The organism is Heliomicrobium undosum (assembly GCF_009877425.1).
Lineage (GTDB): Bacteria > Bacillota > Desulfitobacteriia > Heliobacteriales > Heliobacteriaceae > Heliomicrobium > Heliomicrobium undosum.
Genome location: NZ_WXEY01000014.1, coordinates 27759 through 44700 on the forward strand (window position 1 = coordinate 27759; position 16942 = coordinate 44700).

13 protein-coding genes are annotated in these 16942 nt (G+C 56.5%); 9 read left to right on the forward strand and 4 right to left on the reverse strand.

Annotated elements, in window-relative coordinates; translation table 11 throughout:
- Positions 1-59: 59 nt before the first annotated feature.
- Entirely contained in the window at positions 60-917 is an 858-nt protein-coding gene (locus GTO91_RS12185; RefSeq protein WP_161259002.1) for an ATP-binding protein, read from the reverse strand.
- Positions 918-1049: 132 nt separating this feature from the next.
- Between GTO91_RS12185 and GTO91_RS12190 the strand changes: the two genes are divergently transcribed.
- The 6 genes from GTO91_RS12190 (at position 1050) to spoVG (ending at position 7958) form a co-directional block, all read left to right on the forward strand.
- Positions 1050-1742: a Crp/Fnr family transcriptional regulator gene (locus GTO91_RS12190; RefSeq protein ID WP_161259003.1), complete on the forward strand. Its 693-nt coding sequence runs from the start codon at positions 1050-1052 to the stop codon at positions 1740-1742.
- A gap of 189 nt (positions 1743-1931) precedes the next feature.
- Entirely contained in the window at positions 1932-2333 is a 402-nt protein-coding gene (locus GTO91_RS12195) for a hypothetical protein (RefSeq protein WP_161259004.1), read from the forward strand.
- A 324-nt stretch (positions 2334-2657) separates the two neighbouring features.
- Positions 2658-3680 (forward strand): sensor domain-containing diguanylate cyclase, encoded by a 1023-nt coding sequence (locus tag GTO91_RS12200; RefSeq protein WP_161259005.1) that lies wholly within the window; start codon positions 2658-2660, stop codon positions 3678-3680.
- A gap of 15 nt (positions 3681-3695) precedes the next feature.
- Positions 3696-5636: a methyl-accepting chemotaxis protein gene (locus GTO91_RS12205; protein WP_161259006.1), complete on the forward strand. Its 1941-nt coding sequence runs from the start codon at positions 3696-3698 to the stop codon at positions 5634-5636.
- Positions 5637-5798: 162 nt separating this feature from the next.
- Positions 5799-7472, forward strand: a complete 1674-nt coding sequence (locus tag GTO91_RS12210; RefSeq protein ID WP_161259007.1) for an ATP-binding protein — start codon at positions 5799-5801, stop codon at positions 7470-7472.
- A 189-nt stretch (positions 7473-7661) separates the two neighbouring features.
- Entirely contained in the window at positions 7662-7958 is a 297-nt protein-coding gene (gene spoVG / locus GTO91_RS12215) for a septation regulator SpoVG (RefSeq protein ID WP_161259008.1), read from the forward strand.
- A 122-nt stretch (positions 7959-8080) separates the two neighbouring features.
- On the opposite strand, the gene GTO91_RS12220 is transcribed toward spoVG, so the two are convergent.
- Complete coding sequence (locus GTO91_RS12220; protein WP_161259009.1) at positions 8081-8878, reverse strand: creatininase family protein; 798 nt, start codon at positions 8876-8878, stop codon at positions 8081-8083.
- A gap of 314 nt (positions 8879-9192) precedes the next feature.
- Here GTO91_RS12220 and GTO91_RS12225 point away from each other — a divergent pair, with 314 nt between their 5' ends.
- Together GTO91_RS12225 and GTO91_RS12230 are read left to right on the forward strand one after the other, a co-directional pair.
- Complete coding sequence (locus tag GTO91_RS12225; RefSeq protein WP_161259010.1) at positions 9193-10023, forward strand: methyl-accepting chemotaxis protein; 831 nt, start codon at positions 9193-9195, stop codon at positions 10021-10023.
- A 175-nt stretch (positions 10024-10198) separates the two neighbouring features.
- On the forward strand, positions 10199-12643 hold the full coding sequence (locus GTO91_RS12230; RefSeq protein WP_161259011.1) for a DUF4855 domain-containing protein: 2445 nt from the start codon (positions 10199-10201) through the stop codon (positions 12641-12643).
- A gap of 213 nt (positions 12644-12856) precedes the next feature.
- On the opposite strand, the gene GTO91_RS12235 is transcribed toward GTO91_RS12230, so the two are convergent.
- Both GTO91_RS12235 and GTO91_RS12240 read right to left on the reverse strand, forming a co-directional pair.
- Entirely contained in the window at positions 12857-14224 is a 1368-nt protein-coding gene (locus GTO91_RS12235) for a sodium-dependent transporter (RefSeq protein WP_161259012.1), read from the reverse strand.
- A gap of 216 nt (positions 14225-14440) precedes the next feature.
- A complete protein-coding gene (locus GTO91_RS12240) occupies positions 14441-15007 on the reverse strand; it encodes a hypothetical protein (RefSeq protein ID WP_161259013.1) in 567 nt (188 codons plus the stop codon).
- A 316-nt stretch (positions 15008-15323) separates the two neighbouring features.
- Between GTO91_RS12240 and GTO91_RS12245 the strand changes: the two genes are divergently transcribed.
- Positions 15324-16925 (forward strand): spore germination protein, encoded by a 1602-nt coding sequence (locus GTO91_RS12245; RefSeq protein WP_161259014.1) that lies wholly within the window; start codon positions 15324-15326, stop codon positions 16923-16925.
- The last annotated feature ends 17 nt before the right edge of the window (positions 16926-16942 follow it).

Here is a 16942-nt window from a genome sequence, read left to right on the forward strand (position 1 = left end):
TGTCGCTACAGGGGACCTCTTACTCATCACGGGCTGAAGGCCGTCAGGAATTTGTCTCTTTACGCCCCTTGGACGATGCGTCCGTCGGTGCCGATGACGACGATCTGCCAGGGGATGATCTTGCCGCTGGCGGCAAGGGCTTTTTTCACGGCGTTGACGATCCCGCCGCAGCAGGGGACTTCCATCCGGAGCACCGTCAGGCTCTCGATCTCATGGGTGGCCAGGATCTCTGTCAGTTTTTCGGCGTAGTCGATGTCATCCAGCTTCGGGCAGCCGATCAGGGTGATCTTGTTCTTCATGAAGTCCTGGTGAATCCCGGCGTAGGCGAAGGCGGTGCAGTCGGCGGCGATGAGCAGGCGGCAGTTGTCAAAGTAGGGCGCCCGCGGCGAGACGAGCTTTAACTGGCAGGGCCACTGGCCCAGTTGCGATTCGGCGACGACGCCCGAGCCGATTCCGGCGTTGGCGCCCGCGCCGGCAACGGCACGGCCGGCACCAGCACCAGGAGAAGGGGCGCCTTCCGCGCTGGGCGATCTCTCGATTACCCGCGCCTTCATGCCGGGACAGCCGAAGGGAGCGGGGGATGCAGCGGGAGCGGAAGCAGGAGTGGCAGTAACGGCGGCGGATGCGGAAGCGCAGGCATGAGCGTTAACAGCAGGAGCAGCCTCAGCGACGTGCTTCAGTTCTTCCATGCGCTTTTTCACGGCCACTTCGTCAAAAGGGTCCGCTTCCCGCTCTACGAGCGTGATGGCGTCGGTGGGACACTCGGGGAGGCAGTCGCCGAGGCCGTCGCAGTAGGCGTCGGAGACCAATTTGGCCTTGCCGTTGATCAGTTGCAGGGCGCCTTCGTGGCAGGCGGAGATGCAGAGCCCGCAGCCGTTGCATTTTTCCTCGTTGATGGTGACGATTTTGCGTTTCATATCTTTTATCCTCCTTCGGATTGGTTTGCCTTCGCATGTTCACTATAATAAAATTGGACAAAAAAATCGGTAGCCATGGCTACCGAAAACACACGCGAAGGAATGTGCAAAAACACGCAAAGGAATGAGCCCATGGACAGGGAAGATACGCGCCTCCTGGCCGCGTGCCCGCTTTTCGACGGCCTGGAGCCTGCCGTGGTGAAGGAAATGCTGGTATGCCTGGAGCCGAGGATCAATAAGTACAAAAAGAGTGACACCATCGCCTTCGCGGGGGAAGCCTTTGACAGCATTGGCATCTTGCTCAAGGGGGAAGCCCAGGTGATCAAGGAAACGGCGGCAGGCCACCGGTCGATGATGGCCGTGATCTGCCCTGGCGGCCTCTTTGGCGAGATCGTCGTCTTTTCCGGCAATGCCGCATGGCCGGCCACCGTCATCGCCCAGGAGGAAAGCCAGGTCCTCTTCATCCCCCGGCGCAAGCTGGTCGGGCAGTGTGAACGCAGTTGCGCCTGGCACCGGGCGATCATCCAGAACATGCTCCGCATCATCTCCGAGAAGGCCATGATGCTGAATAAAAAAGTGGAGTACCTGTCCATCAAGAGCATGCGGGGGAAGTTGAGCACCTTCTTTTTAGAGCAGCACAAAAAATCCGGCGCCGCCACCTTCCGCCTGCCCATGAAGCGGAACGAACTGGCCGACTTCCTGAACGTGTCCCGGCCGTCCATGTCCAGGGAGATGGCGCGCATGCGCGAAGAAGGCCTGATCGATTTTCATCTGGAGACGGTGCGGATCATCGATGTGGAGCGATTGAGGGAGACAGCAGAGTAAAGAGGGTGTGTTCCAAACAGAAACGCGGCTGCCGGGAGCATCCCCTTTGCCAAACCATACATGGAGGAGCAGATAAGCGTTTGCCGCCGAAATCGCTCTTCCAAATAAATTTTCTCTTTTTCAGTAAAACTAGAAGGAATTTTCTGAATTTTGAAGAAAATCTATCTCCATCTTGATGGAGGTGATGCCATGTACGAGCAACAAGCGATTCCTATGGTGGTGCGGGCGCCCTCGGCCAGTCATCCGCCGATCCCCCATGGTCTGGTCGAGGCCGCCGCTTGGGGGCCCGACACAGGCGCGTCGAGTCCGACCAACCCCGTGATCCGGTGGGGTCTATACACCTACTGGGTGTACAACCTGGTTGACCGGTATGGCATGGGCATCGTCGCCTATGACGAAGCGGGAAATATCGTCGGGCAATGGGAAAAGCCGGGCGCGAGTCACATCTGGCAGATTACAGTGGAAGCGGACACCCAGCGGGTCGTCTTCTGGGGGCAGAGCAACTACCGGATTGTTATGCGCTGGCATGAACTGTTCATCCCTTCCCTTGCTGTTTCTCCTCCGGAGCACGCTTTTCTTTCCGCGAACTGAAAACCGCAGGATCCAAGGTAACCCGGCGATTTCCGCCGGGCTACTTTTTTCCCATTTACGAAAAATAGCCTTTTTATTACAGGGGAATATATTTTTGTAACAAAAGCGCTGGTTTCAAAACCGGCGCTTTTTGTATGTACGCTGTCGTCAAACGTCTCAAAGGAAGTGCCAAACGCATCTCCGAAAAAACTTTTCCAGAGTTTAAGCATATGATATAAAAAATGTACATTGTATGGTAAATGATGATCTTTTTCGGTACAATCATTGTAGGACAGGGGTCCCATGCATTCATAGACAGAGGCAGCCTGGAGAGGAGCATCCGGGATGGATTACAAAACCCTGAAAAAGGAAGCGCTCGTTGCCTTATTGATCCAACGGGACCGTACGATTGAGGAATTGCACAAAGAAAAAAACAACGCCCATAGCCTGCTGGACAGGTTGCGTGAGGGCGTGAACGCCCTTCAGCTAAGCGAGGCGCGGCTACAGGCGATCATCCGTTCCACGCCTGTAGGGATATGCGTCACCAATGAGCAGGGAATCTTTGAGTCGGTCAATCCGGCCTACTGTTCCCTCTACCAGTATGACGAAAAAGAACTGGTCGGGCAGCACTTCGGCCTTGTCTGTGACGACACATCGAGAGATATCCTGGAGGAACTCCATGAACGATTTATCCGGGAAGGCCGGGAGCTTCGCGGCGAATGGGACGTGCGGCGCAAAGACGGGGCGAAGATGACCATCTTGGCCGATGCGACGCGGATCAAAGGTCAAGACGGACGGCTGAAAAAGGTGACCTTTGTCGTGGATATTACAGAGCGAAAGCGCATCGAGCAGGAATTAACGGAGACAAACGCCTTGCTGCGCAAGCAGGCAGTCACCGACGGACTGACAGGGCTTTTCAACCACAAAGCGATTTACAGCCGCTTGGAGACGGAGATATGCCGCGCCCAGCAGCAGCAAAGGGACCTATCTGTCCTCATGCTCGATGTGGATCACTTCAAACGGGTGAATGATTCCTTTGGACATCAAAAAGGCGATGCCCTGCTGGCGGCCATCGCCTCGGAGATACGGTCTTGTCTTCAACAAACAGATATGGCAGGCCGCTACGGCGGCGAGGAGTTTTTAGTGATCTTTCCCGGTATCGGCCTGACCGGCGCTTATGGGGTTGCCGAGCGAATCCGGGAAAAGGTGCAGGCGCTTATCGTGGAGCCGATAAAGGGCGTCACGATAAGCGGCGGTCTCGCCCAGTATGCCGGTGAAACCCCCGTCCGGCTGGTGGAGAAGGCCGATCAACAACTCTATCTGGCGAAAAGGGCCGGGCGCAACCGGATCGAACCCAACGTATTGTAAGAAAGAGGGAATGGCATGTCGATTCGAAAACAGCTCCTTTTTTGGCTGGTCCTGTTTGCGTTGTTGCCTGTCTTGCTCGGAAGCGGGTTGAGTTATTACTCTGTCAACAAGAGCCTAGGAGAGATCGAACGGGAGCAGGTTTTCTTTGCCGGCGAATCTACGATGAATACGCTGAGCGTCCTGGTAGAACAGGTGGAAACGGCTGTAAAAACCTATGCTTTTTGGGACGAAGCCAACGAGAATGTGAACGATAAGGAAACGGAATGGATAAAAAAGGAAATTATCGATGGCTCAAAAAATGATTTTGAGATTGATTTCGGCGTTGTGACTGATCTGTCTGGAGATGTCCTCGATTCCTTCGGCAAGGAAACCTTTACAGGAGACGTCCGCAAACATCCGGTCTTGAAGAAGGTGATGGCCGGAGAAAAACTGGTAACCGGTTTTTATCAGGGAGAGCAGGGGCTGGCCCTGATCGGAGCGGCCAAGGTACTGGGGTCAAAGGGGCAGGGAGAACCGGTAGGTTATCTGATCTTCGGAAAATACGTGGCAGCCGGTCATCTGGAGACGGTGAAAAAACTGGTCGGCGCCGATATCACCCTCTTTTCGGAAACGGGAAAAGAGACCTTGACAACCGATAAGCGGTTGTCCGGCGATCAGCGGCTTGATGAGGAAGTGAGCAAGCGACAGGTGGAGGGAACCTACTACCTGAGCACACACCGTTCCCTGGCCGATATCAACGGGAACAAAGTCGCCCAGGTGGCGGTGACAATCCCGGTGACGGCCAGCGTACAAACGGCGCAGGATATGAAATTGGTCACCGTCGGTACGCTACTGGTGAGCCTCCTCGTCGCCCTTGTCGTCGGGACGGTCACCTCGGGACGGTTGGCCGGACCGATCACCGCCACGGCGGAATTGCTCCGGACCATCGCCAGCGGTGATCTGCGCCCGCGTTCCGTTGATATTCAGGGCCAAGGCGAGATAAAGACCCTCCTCGACGCCTACCGGACGATGGCGGAGAACCTGCGCGCACTGATCCTGGGCGCCAACACCAGCGCTGACGAGGTCGCCCAATCGTCCAACCTGCTGAAGGTAAACATGAGCGATATCGAAAAAGCCACCGAAGAGATCACCAACGGCGTCCAGGAGATCGCCTCCTTTTCCCAAGCGGTGGCGGAAACGGCGGAGCGCTCCGTCCATGTGGTGACGGGCATCCAAACCAACATCCAAACCATGATTCATGAATTCGATGAGACGCGGATCGTTTCCCGGAAGGCGGCGGAATCGGCCCAAGACGGCGCCCAGGTCATCCACCAGGTGGCGTCCCACATGGAACGTCTCCTGAAAAAATCCGTCGAAACGGAACAGACCGTCAACAGCCTTGGTGAGAACTCACAAAAAATCAGTCAGATTATCGGCGCGATCACCGGGATCGCATCGCAAACAAACCTGCTGGCCTTGAATGCGGCCATCGAGGCAGCGCGGGCAGGCGAACAGGGACGTGGTTTCGCCGTGGTCGCCGAGGAGGTTCGCAAGCTGGCCGAGGAATCGGCTTCCGCCGCGGCTGAGATTCAGCGTATCGTTCAACGGGTTTGTGAAGGAACGGAGGAATCGATCCGGGCCATCACCGAAGAGGCCGAGGTGGTCCGGGAAGGTTCCGCGCTGATCGCAAAATCGGGACAGGTCTTCGCGGAGATCGAGCGGATATCGACCCACGTGGCAGGCAATGTGGAAACCATCGCGACCCAGACGGCGCAGCTATGTGGGCAGAGCGAAGAGGTGTTGCGTCAGGTGGCTGTCGTGAAAGAAAATATCCTGACCGTCACGGTGAATGCACAGGTTATCGCCTCTGCATCGGAGGAACAACTGGCATCGGTTCACGAGGGAACAGACTCAGCCGCCATGTTGGATTCGATGGCGCAGCGGCTCAAAGCCTTGACCGGGCAGTTTACCCTGTAGCGTATCCGAGTTCGGACGCCGGAAGAAATGGCTTCTTCCGGCTTTTCTTGCATCTAATTTTTTTCGAAAAATTAAGATATATGCAACGAAATCTGTATTATAATATGGTTGGTATCCAATTTTTTCATGAAAAGATGATTAATATCAGGGAGGATGAGGGGGATGCAGGACGATCAGTTCATAATCAGATGCGATCAGGCGTCGAACTGTTGTTTTCATCACCCATCCCCTGTGGCAGAAGAAGAACGGCAGGCTGTTGTTCCATCGGGCCGCGCTCCCAAGCAGGTTCAAAAATCCTGCCGGAAGGAAGACTGCCTGAAAGTCCTCGTGAAACTGAACCAGTTGTGGGACGCCGATCAACAGGAGATCCGCACATTTGTGCTCGATGAAGCGGTCCGGCTCACGGGAAGCGAATTGGGGTGGCTGGGGTTTGTACATGATGACGATTCCCAAATCGTGATTCGCTCCTGGTCGCGCCATGTCCCAGAGAAATGCGCCCTCTTCGGATGCGGTGATACGTTTTCCATTCAGGGAGGAGGCTTTTGGGCCGAAGCCATTCGCCGGCGTCAACCCATTATCGAAAACCGCTACAGGATGGACATCGGGATGGCCAAGGGATGCCCCAAAGACCATGTGGACATTGAGCGCATCCTGGCCGTTCCCATTATCCAAGGGGATAGGGTGATTTTATTGGCGCTCTTGGTCAACAAAGCCACCGACTACGATGAAACCGATATCGATCAGGTGTGCCTGTTGATTGACGGCATGTGGAAGGCGATTCAACGCAAGGGCGCCCAGGACGCTCTGCGGCTTTCGGAAGAGCGTTTCGGCAAAGCCTTCAACCTGAGTCCCAGCATCATGTCGATCAAAGACTTGCAGTGCCGTCGCTATGTCGATGTAAACGAGAGCTTCGTTCGCGTCATCGGCTATCGCCGCGAAGAGATCATCGGTCGCACGGCGGAAGAACTGGGCATCTGGGCCGACGAAGCCAAGTTGGTCGATATCCTGCTGAAAAATGGCGCCACCAAAAGTATGGAGATCATCATTCGCACCCGCTCCGGCGAGGAACGGACAGGGCTCATGTCGATGGAACTCATGCAATTGGAAGGGCGGGAGTATATCCTGACGGTGACCAACGATATCACCGAACAGCGGCGTCTGGAAAAGGAACTGCAGCGGTTGGACCGGCTGAACCTGGTGGGACAACTGGCCAGCGCTTTCGGACACGAGATCCGCAATCCCTTGCAGACGGTGCGCGGTTTTCTTCAGATCCTGCAGCGAAAAGCCCAGCACCGTGATGACGACGAACACTTTGCGTTGATGATATCCGAACTGGACCGCGCCAATCAGATCATCACCGAGTATTTGACCCTGTCTCGGAAAAAGGCGGACCGTTTTGCCCGGAATAATTTAAACGAGGTTGTGCAAAAACTGGCGCCCCTTCTGGAGGCGCAAGCTTTCAACGTCAATAAGGACATCCGGTTCGACCTTGCGCCTGCGCCAGACGTCTGGATGGATGAAAAACAAATCCGCCAGTTGATCCTCAATCTGTTGAACAATGGCCTAGAGGCCATGGCGCCGCGACAGTTGATCACCATCCGCACTGGCGTCACCGGCAATCGGGTCATCCTTTCCGTGGAGGATCAGGGGACGGGAATTTCGCCAGAAATCCTGAACAAGTTGGGAACCCCTTTTGTGACCAGCAAGAGTGATGGCACCGGCCTTGGTTTGGCTGTCTGTTATGGCATCGTGGAGAACCATAAGGCGGAGTTGGATGTGCAGACAGGCGGCGGGGGGACTGTCTTTTCCGTTCTCTTTCCCGCGCTGGAGGCCTAATCCCCTTGCCGCGTCCGCTTACGGGGGAGGGGCACCCCGCGACCATTCCAGATGACCAGGCGCGCATCTCTTGAAGAAGGACTGTCGCTCCGGTTAATTTTCTTTTGCTTTTGTTCTTGCAAGGATTGACATTTGCAAAATACGTAATAATATAAGGTTAGGTCAACTTTTGAAGAGGGTGTTTCGAACGTGAAGATCACAGACATTCGGATTCGCAAACTGTATGTGGACAGCAAGATAAAAGCTATCTTCTCAGTGACTTTCGATAACGCCTTTGTCGTCCACGACGTCAAGGTGGTGGAAGGTCCCAATGGACTGATCGTGGCCATGCCCAGCCGCAAGCGGCCCGATGGCAAGTACTGCGATATTTTCCACCCCATCTCCGCCGATGCCAGAGAGGTCGTCTCTTCAGCCATCATGGCGGCCTACAACGAAGCGGTGGCGCAAGCCAGCCAGGACGGCGTTACGGCAGACGTTACGGCCTAGAGCGGCGTCCTTAGTGGAGACGATGGCCTTGCGGCCTGTTTATCGCGGAATTTTTCACCGAATCGAAAGGACATGAACATACAGAGCCAACCGTTGCCTATCGCGCAGCGGTTTTTTCTTTTCTAGGGGGCGATGGGCAGCAACCGGCTTGCCAGCCCTTGAATCAATGGGGGCGGCGGCCATTTCACGCCTTGCAGGAGGTCTATGGCTGCGTCGGCCCAGATGTCCAGGCTGGAGAGCAAACGTTGCCCCTCTTCCACAGAGGCCTCTGCCGGGCTGCCCAGGTACCCCTCTGCCGCGCCCTTTTCCCGCCATGTTCCGGGGTAGCGCAGGTCATCGATCTCTACCGGGGGAAGCCGCTTGGCCAGTTCCCGGTCAACCTGTTCCGGATGCAGGGCCAGCATGATCGATGTTTCAATGCGACCGCCATGGATGTCGGGAATGGCGCCGGGCGCCGGGTTTCGAGGCAGGCTGAAAAACCAATGGGCGAAGGGTTCTGCGATCTTGATCGGATAGTCCTTTTCCACCTGGGTGATGGCGGCGTGAATCGCGGCCAGGTGTATCGGCGAACCGTGGGGAGAGACGACGACGGCATAGCGAAACCCCCAACGGCTTGACAGGGCCAGCAGTTCGTACACCAAGGAAAAAAAGCGCTTCTCTGAGAGTGAAACGGTGCCGGGAAAATCGCCCGTCTCCCGGGCCACCCCCAGGGGAACCAACGGAAAAAGATAGGGACGGAGATTCGATTGGCCTTCCAGTTTGGCCGCTGACCGCCGGCACCCTTCCAGCGCGCATTGGCAATCGACGCCGATCGGCAGATGAGGACCGTGTTCTTCAAGGGGGGCAATGGGCAGGAACAAAAGGCTCTTCTCCGGAACGATAGAATCGAGACTCGGCCAGGACATGGTGATGATCTCCATGGGCCTTCCTCCTTCGAGAGATTGGCGCAGTCAATAAAGCGCCTTTCGCCTGTGACCGAAAAAGGCGGAAGAGAAGAAATTGCACACTCGCAGGTAGCCTATGCGTATAAAGATAGAAATGGTAAGACAAAAATTTGACAGGTATCAACCCTGGTGGGGGTGTTTTGGGCCGAGATCTGCGGGTGCTCGGAGGTCTCATGTTATTGATGCGAAGGTGACCCGATCACAGGCAGGAATGTTGTTTTTTATGGGAATTACCGTACCTATTAATAGAATAAAATGACTTATGGGTTTTCAATGGAAGGGTGAGGGCGATGGCGGAGGTCTCGGAGGTATTACAACCGATCCTGGCAGTGGCCGATTTTATCCATGATCTTTTCGAAGGGCGCAATTTTCTGGGTATTGCCGACCGAGAGAAGTTTATCTGGCTTCGCGACGGCAGCGAAATCCGGTTTCAGATCAAACCGGGCGACCTGGTGAAGCCGGGGATGGCTACACACGATGCGATGCAACAAAGGAAGACAGTCGTTCGTTCCATTACCAAGGAACAGTCTCTCTTTGGATTTCCTTACCGAGCCATCGCGCTTCCGATTTTCGATGGTCCCCAGGTAGCGGGAGTGGTGTCCATGACGACGGCCAGAAAAAAAGAGATTCTTATGTATGAGATGGCGGGTCGCCTCGAGTTGTCAACCCATCAACTGGCGGAAAAGGGAAAATCCATCGCCGGGACGGCTGGCGCGTTGACCAGGGAGATTGATACGCTCACCACGGCCAGCCGGCGGTTGACGGAAGGGTTACAGATCATGGATGACGCCATAGAACTGGTGGATCGGGTGGCCTCGCAGACCCAGTTGCTCGGCCTGAATGCGGCCATCGAAGCAGCCCGCGCCGGCGCAGCAGGCCGCGGTTTTTCCATTGTGGCCGATGAGATTCGCGCCTTGGCCCTCACGACATCGGAAAACGCCAAGTTGATCCGTGTAGGCCTGAAACGTATGGCGGAGGACGTCAAGGTCAGCCATCGCCACCTGGCGCAACTGGAGAGCCTGGCGCAGCAACAGGCCGCTGTGACGGTGGAGGTGGATAGGGCGCTTACGGAGATGCAGGGGGGCGTTGAAGATCTGAACCGTTTCGCAAAAGAAGTGTAACGATACCATTTTCATCATCGCGTTGTGACCAGACGGGGCATGAAAGTTTCATTTGCTAAGCCGCTATGTTGGAGTCTGTCGGCATCTTGAAATAAAAGGAAAAGAAAAGGGATTTGTTTTTTTATGTCGAAGTCTGTTTCATCATCCAAATCCAAACGGGGAGAACTGCTCAATCATGAAAAGTAAGTTCTTGGCATCCTGTATGGCCGCATGGGTTCTGGCAGGTACCGGTCTGGTCCCTCTTACTGCCGCTTTTGCCTCACCCGGCGAAGGAGTCCCCGCGCTGTCGCAGCCGGCGGACCTGCTTCAGGCACAGTCAACAAACGCTCAGACAGAGCCCGCGCTCAAACGGATCGAGTTCCTTTCCCAACTGTCAAAGGTGCTTGGTGTCCAACCCCTCTTTCCGCCAAAAGCCTCTTTCGTCGATGTCATGCCGGCTTCGCCCGATTACGGAGCGATTGAGGCGTTGACCCGCCTCGGTCTGATCTCCGGTATTTCGCCGGGCCGCCTAGGCGTCGGCGAGGCGGTGCGCCGGCAGGATGCGGCGCTGCTCCTCTGGCGCGCTTTCGGGGACCGGCAGGAACCGGTCTTCGGGGATCCCTTGAACGATGAAGGGGAGATTTCCGATTATGCCCGGCAGGCCGTCCGCTATACCGTTCAAAAGGGCTGGTTGCCGGCCCGGGACGGACGGTTTAGCCCCCGCGACGGGCTGACCCTGTCCGAAACAGAGCGATTGATGGAAAGGCTGCGCCTGGACCGTAAGGTGCAGGCCTTGCGCGCCATCGCCGTCACATCGAAACGCCAGGTCGGCCTTTGGCCCGATGAGACGAAAGCGGTGGAACTCCCACCCGGCCAGCCTGATCAGTGGACGCCTGAAAAGGGGGCGCCCTTGGGCTTTACGCCTGTTTTCGGCGTCGATAATCCGAATATCGGCCGATTGTCCGGCGATGGCGGTTTTACACTGGGGCCGCAGGCAAAGCGAGGCCTGGTCACCGTCAATGCCGGTCTTGCCAGTTATGCCTTGGAGGTCGAGGCGTACACGGCGTCGAGGCCAAGAACCACATCGCCGGCGAGAGAGGAACAGGTGATGGGTGAAAAAACGCCTTCGCCGGGCTTCGGCGAGGGACCGTTGGCCGCCGCCGCATTCTCTGTCCAGGTCAGCCAGCATGCGCCTGACCTCGCGTTTCAGCAACTGGAGACGAAACAATACCCCGGACCCCAAGGGGGGCTGGCGTCGCCGGATGAGACTTGGACAGGCTTTCTCCGCCAGGAGGGCCGCGATGTGGTGATCGACCTGCAGCGGATGCGACCGGTGACCGGCCTTTCTTTGGAGTTTTTGCAGGACAAGCAGGCAGGGATCCGGATGCCTCCGCACATGCAAGGGGCTGTCTCCCCGGATGGGCAGAACTGGTATTACCTGGGCGAGGCGCGCCACAGCCTTTCTCCCTCTGATGGCGCCGTGCAACAGCGTGTTCTGGGCTTTCGCTTCCCAGCCCTAAATACGCGGTACATAAAACTCAGCTTCCCTGTCGACGATTGGACCTTTGCACGGCGGTTGACTGTCGAGGGCGCCCCGTCGCCGGCGAAACCGGTGTTGCTGAGCCAGGACGCGCGGGTCGCCAAGTCAGCGAGGGGCTACCTCCAAATTCCCGGCGTCAACGACATCCTGCTCGTGTACACCGGTCACTACGGAAAAGCCGGAACTTGGACGAGCGACGACTTTCTTCCTATGATCGCCTACCGGAACCGCCAGGGCTACCGGGATCGGATGTTTGACACAATGCTCTTCCTCCCCTATGGGGAGACAGGCAGTGTCAAGGAAAAGTGGGGCGCCTACCTGGACGATCTCTTCACCCCAGGCATCCAGTTGAGTGCGCTCAACGGGGCGGTCGCCGAGATGAATCGCATCCTGGGGACGGCCCATACGGAGAAGGTGATTCTCACCCTGCCCTATCCGGACAGCCAGGAACGGAACTTCGGCAGCCTGGAGAAAAATAGCCCCTCTCTATCCTTCGATCCCGCCCATGTGGGCCGTGAACAGGCGCTGGACAACAGGCTGGCGGCGCTCAAGTGGTATTACAGGGAACTGATCGAGCGTTGGCAGGGCGCCGGATTCGAAAATCTGGAATTGGCCGGGATTTACTGGTACGCTGAAACGATCGACGTCCACGTCCCCGATGAGACGCAACTGGTGCAGGGGGCCGCACGCATCGTCCGGGCCGACAACCGCGACTTCTACTGGATCCCCTTTTACGGCGCCAACGGTTATGAAAACTGGCGCTCTTACGGTTTTGAGCACGTGCTGCTGCAGCCCAACTACTACGCTGACGATATCAAGCCGGACGAGCGGATGGATCGGACGGCGGCGCTGGCGAAGAAGTACCGCCTCGGCATGGAACTGGAGATCAGCGACCAGGTCTTCGATTCGGCCGGCCACTATGACGCTTTTTACAAGCAACTGGATAGGGCGCACCGGCTCGGCGCCGACGGCGACATGACCAACGCCTATTATGCCGAGTCGAAGACCCTCGTGCGAGTGAGCAACAGCAGCGATCCCAAGATCCGAGCGATCTATGATGATCTGTACCGCTGGATCCGGGGGACCTACCGTCCGAAGTAAAGGGGCGCAAAAGCCGTCAAGGCAAAGGTCAGTGAAGAAAGCGGAAACACCTCGATAATAAATCTGCAGAAAACAAAGGCCCCCCGATGATACGTGTTGGACACAATCATCGGGGGGCCCTTTTTGCCTGGCTATCAGACATGGACCGAAGAGCGGGGGATTTCTATTACTGGAGCGCCGGGAAGCGAAAGCGGCAGGCTGACATGAAACGGTTTACAGAACGCCGATCGAATGAAGGAAGACGATGACCAGCAGGGCCGGCGTCACATAGCGAATGATGAACCGGAAAAGACCCACTGCGCCGGCGAGGCCGATGCGGCCCTGGTTGGTCAATTCCTGCCGCCACTGCGCCTTGTCAATCATATGGCCCGCAAAGAGGGCGATGAACAGCCCGCCCAGGGGTAGCATGATATTCGAGGAGATGAAGTCGTAGAGGTCAAAAAAGCTTTTGCCGAAGACGGTGACGCCGCCGAGCAGGCCGGCGCTGTCTGCCGAAAGGGCTGCTGGGATGCCCAGCACAACGATGACGGCGGCGCAGAGGAGCACCGACGATTTGCGGGAGAGGCCCCGTTCTTCACTGAAGTAGGCCACAGGCACCTCGACGAGGGAGAGCATGGCCGTCGTGGCGGCGATGGAGGTCAGGAAGAAAAAGGCGATCAGCAACACGTTGCCGAAGGGCATCTGAGAGAAGACGAGGGGGATGGTCATAAAGAGCAGTCCCGGACCAGCGCCCGGTTGCATGCCGAAGGCGAAGACAGCCGGGAAGATGGCGATGCCGGCCAGCATGGAAACCAGGGTGTCGGCGAAGGCGACCTTGACGGCCGTGCCGAGCAGGTTATTGTCTTCCGTGAAGTAACTGCTGTAGGTGATCATGGTGCCCATGCCGAGGGAGAGCTTGAAGAAGGCCAAGCCCATGGCCGTCAGGATGACGGCGCCGCTCAGTTGGCTGAAGTCGACATGGAAGAGGAACTTGAGTCCCTCCGCTGCGCCGGGCAGGGTGACAGCTCGGATGTCGATGATGATGATGAGAAGGAATAAGAGCGGCATCAGGGTCTTGGTGATCTTCTCAATCCCTTTCTTCACACCCATGGTCAGGATCAGGGAGACGACGGCCATGACGATGACCTGCCAGAGGATGGGTGTGACCGGGTCGGTGACGACGCTGCCAAACTGGGCTTTTGCCGAGTCAAGGGTGACGCCGGCGAAGTCGCCCCGGATCGCCTTGAAGAGGTAGTAGTAGACCCAACCGGCGACACAACTATAGAAGAACATGATCAGGCCCGAGGCGGCGACGCCCATGGTGCCGATGTGCTTCCAGGGCGAGCCGGGTTTCAGTTGCTTGAAAGCGCCGATGGCGTTTTTGCGGGTCTTGCGACCGATGAAGAACTCGCTCGCCATCACCGGCAACCCGACGAAGAGGATGCAGAGGAAGTAGATGAGCAGGAAAGCGCCGCCGCCATTGGCGCCGACGAGGTAGGGGAACTTCCAGATGTTGCCCAGGCCGACGGCGGAACCGAGGGTGGCGAAGAAAACGGCAAGACCGGATGAAAAGGTTTCACGGCTGTCACCTTTTGAGGACATGGGAATCACTCCCTGATTGTTTATGGTGAAACGATGGCGAGATAGCTACTATTGTAATGTGTAAACGGATATTTTCTTCGTTTTTAAAAGATTGTGAAAATTAGAGCAGAGCTGTCCCTCAACAATCAAGAGTGGTTGCACGTTTTTGCGCGCAAAAAACCCCGGTCTCCATGCGAGGCCAGGGTTTTCATGGTTACCGCAATATGTAGTTATCCATTACTCAGGCCAGTTGCCTCCGGTGAGGTGGTCGCGCAAATCAACCAGGACACCTTCCTTGCGGGGGCTGTCGCTCGTTGCGCCGATTGGTTCACCTGCCCGCGCCGACGCGACGCCAAGGGCAGGAGAGGCGGCAACAGCAGAAACGGCGGTGGCCATTTTCGGGACGGCCGGTTCTGCTTCGGGCAATTCGCCGTCACGGAACTGGCCTTTGTTCATGGCGTACAGTTGTTTTTCCACGCGTTCGACCCGATCGGCCATTTTAAAGACGCTTTCCGTCACCCGGTTGCCGAAGGCCTTCATCGCGGGGGAAACGGCTTCATCGAAGAGTTTGACGGCCACCATCGTTTTTTGCGTGATCGACATCTCGACCACATTGCGCACTGTCGATTTGATCATCGATTCCAGTTCAGGGCGGAGTTGTTCCAGGTTATCGCGGGCGATGGCGTCATCGATCAATCGCAACAGGATCTCGGGAATCGGTTCACCATGCAGATCGGACTGTCCGTCAAGCCAGTGGAGCCGTTCCGGTGAAAGTTCCAGCGTGATCTTTTTAGACCTCGTCAAATTGGAAAACCCCTCTCTTGTCTGGTCATTTTCTATTTCTCTTGGGTTTCCAGATAGGGTGTGCGCTTCGTTTCCATTTTACCGGAAACGCTTTGGGATTGTCGAGGGAGATAGATTCGGATGAGCCCTCGATTCTAGCCGCCTTACGGAAATTATAACAAAAAATTAACTATCTCAACAGATAGTGCGGTTTTTCACTGCCGGAAACCCAATTTGTTAGTGGTTCATCTAAATCGACCTCGTAAACAGCTTTCCCGCTGATTTGAGGGCATGTCGTATTTCCCTTCGGGGAAAAGCTACTATAGGGTGAAACGGCGTGGTCGAAGAGAACAAGCACAGCTTTTGGGACACTTACCTTTATAAACACCGCAAAGACGAGATCCCGCCGCCTGATGACCGTTCGGGGAAGGTGGAACGGGCTTTGCCTGCTTCGCTGGAAGCGACGAAGGACGCCTTAAAAGAGGCCCTCGGCGAGCCCAAGGATCTTTTCTTCCGCCCTATCGAAAATCAGGCGTTGGGTCGCACGTTTCTCCTGGCCGCCATTGAGGGCTTGGTTGACAAAAAAGAGCTTGCCCTCCACGTGATTGAACCGTTGCAGAACGCCTCGCCCCAGGATGAGTCATCGGACATCTTCGAGACGCTCGGACGAATGGTCATCTCCGTCCCCAACTGGAAGAAGATCAAAACGCTCGATCAGGCCAAAAGCCAACTTCTTGACGGCAACACGCTCCTCTTTGCAGAAGGGTTGTCGTCAGGCCTGGTCATCTTCAACCACCAGTACGAACACCGGACTGTCGGCGAGCCGATCACGGAACAGGTGATCCGCGGCCCTATCGAGGGGTTTGTCGAGGCCATCCGCGTCAACACGGCGCTGCTGCGCAAGCACATCAAGGATGAACGCCTGCGGTTCGAGTCGATGACGATCGGACGGCGGAGCAAGACGAAGGCCGTGGTGGCCTATGTGGAGGGGATCGCCTACCCGCCGCGGATCGACGCTGTCAAGGAGGACCTGAAGAGCCTCGATATCGATGTGGTTCATGATGTGTCCGAACTGTCGTTGCTGTTGCAGAAGCGTTCCAGCAACATTTTTCCGCTCAGCCTGACGGTCGAGCGGACGGACCGGGTGACGGCGAGCCTGATGGAAGGCCGTATCGCCGTCTTCATCGACAACTCGCCGGCAGCGATGGTGGTGCCGGCCATTTTCATCGATTTCTGGCGCACCCCGGAGGACTACTACTATTCGCCTGTCCTGGCTACCTTCTTCCGCATCTTGCGCATGATCGTCGGCAACCACCTGACTATGATGTTGCCGGCCTTGTACATCTCCTTCACCGAATTTCCAACAGGGATCATCGGTTCCCAACTGATCATGAACATGGCTGCCTCCCGGGAGGGGATCGCCTTTCCGCCCACGGTGGAGGTGCTGCTCATGCTGCTCATGCTGGACATCATCCTGGAGGCGAGCCAGCGACTGCCGCGTATCGTCGGCGGCGCCGTTACCATCGTCGGCGGCCTGATCCTCGGCCAGGCGGCTGTCCAGTCGAAACTGGCCTCCAATATCATCGTCATCATCGTAGCCGTCACGGCGATTACCAACCTGACCGTGTCCAACCTGTCCATGCTGCAAGCCATGCGGCTCTTGAAGTACTATTTTATGATCTGGGCGTCTTTTTTTGGTGTCGTCGGCGTCGTATTCGCGGCGACCACTGTGCTGGCCTACGTGGGTTCCTTGAAATCCTACGGCGTTCCTTACCTAAGCCAGATGTCGGCCATCCACCTTCGCGACCTCACCGATACGATTTACCTCTTTTCACCAAAATGGCGGACAAACCGTCCACGCACCTTCAAGGCTGAGGACGGTCAGCACTGGGACACCAAGTCAATGAAATACAACGAAGACAGCATGGATGATGTGTAACCGACCCTATTTCAAAG

Coding starts and splice junctions, on each gene's coding strand:
- GTO91_RS12185 (WP_161259002.1), bottom strand. CDS start 917: ATGAAACGCAAAATCGTCACCATCAACGAGGAAAAATGCAACGGCTGC.
- GTO91_RS12190 (WP_161259003.1), top strand. CDS start 1,050: ATGGACAGGGAAGATACGCGCCTCCTGGCCGCGTGCCCGCTTTTCGAC.
- GTO91_RS12195 (WP_161259004.1), top strand. CDS start 1,932: ATGTACGAGCAACAAGCGATTCCTATGGTGGTGCGGGCGCCCTCGGCC.
- GTO91_RS12200 (WP_161259005.1), top strand. CDS start 2,658: ATGGATTACAAAACCCTGAAAAAGGAAGCGCTCGTTGCCTTATTGATC.
- GTO91_RS12205 (WP_161259006.1), top strand. CDS start 3,696: ATGTCGATTCGAAAACAGCTCCTTTTTTGGCTGGTCCTGTTTGCGTTG.
- GTO91_RS12210 (WP_161259007.1), top strand. CDS start 5,799: ATGCAGGACGATCAGTTCATAATCAGATGCGATCAGGCGTCGAACTGT.
- GTO91_RS12220 (WP_161259009.1), bottom strand. CDS start 8,878: ATGGAGATCATCACCATGTCCTGGCCGAGTCTCGATTCTATCGTTCCG.
- GTO91_RS12225 (WP_161259010.1), top strand. CDS start 9,193: ATGGCGGAGGTCTCGGAGGTATTACAACCGATCCTGGCAGTGGCCGAT.
- GTO91_RS12230 (WP_161259011.1), top strand. CDS start 10,199: ATGAAAAGTAAGTTCTTGGCATCCTGTATGGCCGCATGGGTTCTGGCA.
- GTO91_RS12235 (WP_161259012.1), bottom strand. CDS start 14,224: ATGTCCTCAAAAGGTGACAGCCGTGAAACCTTTTCATCCGGTCTTGCC.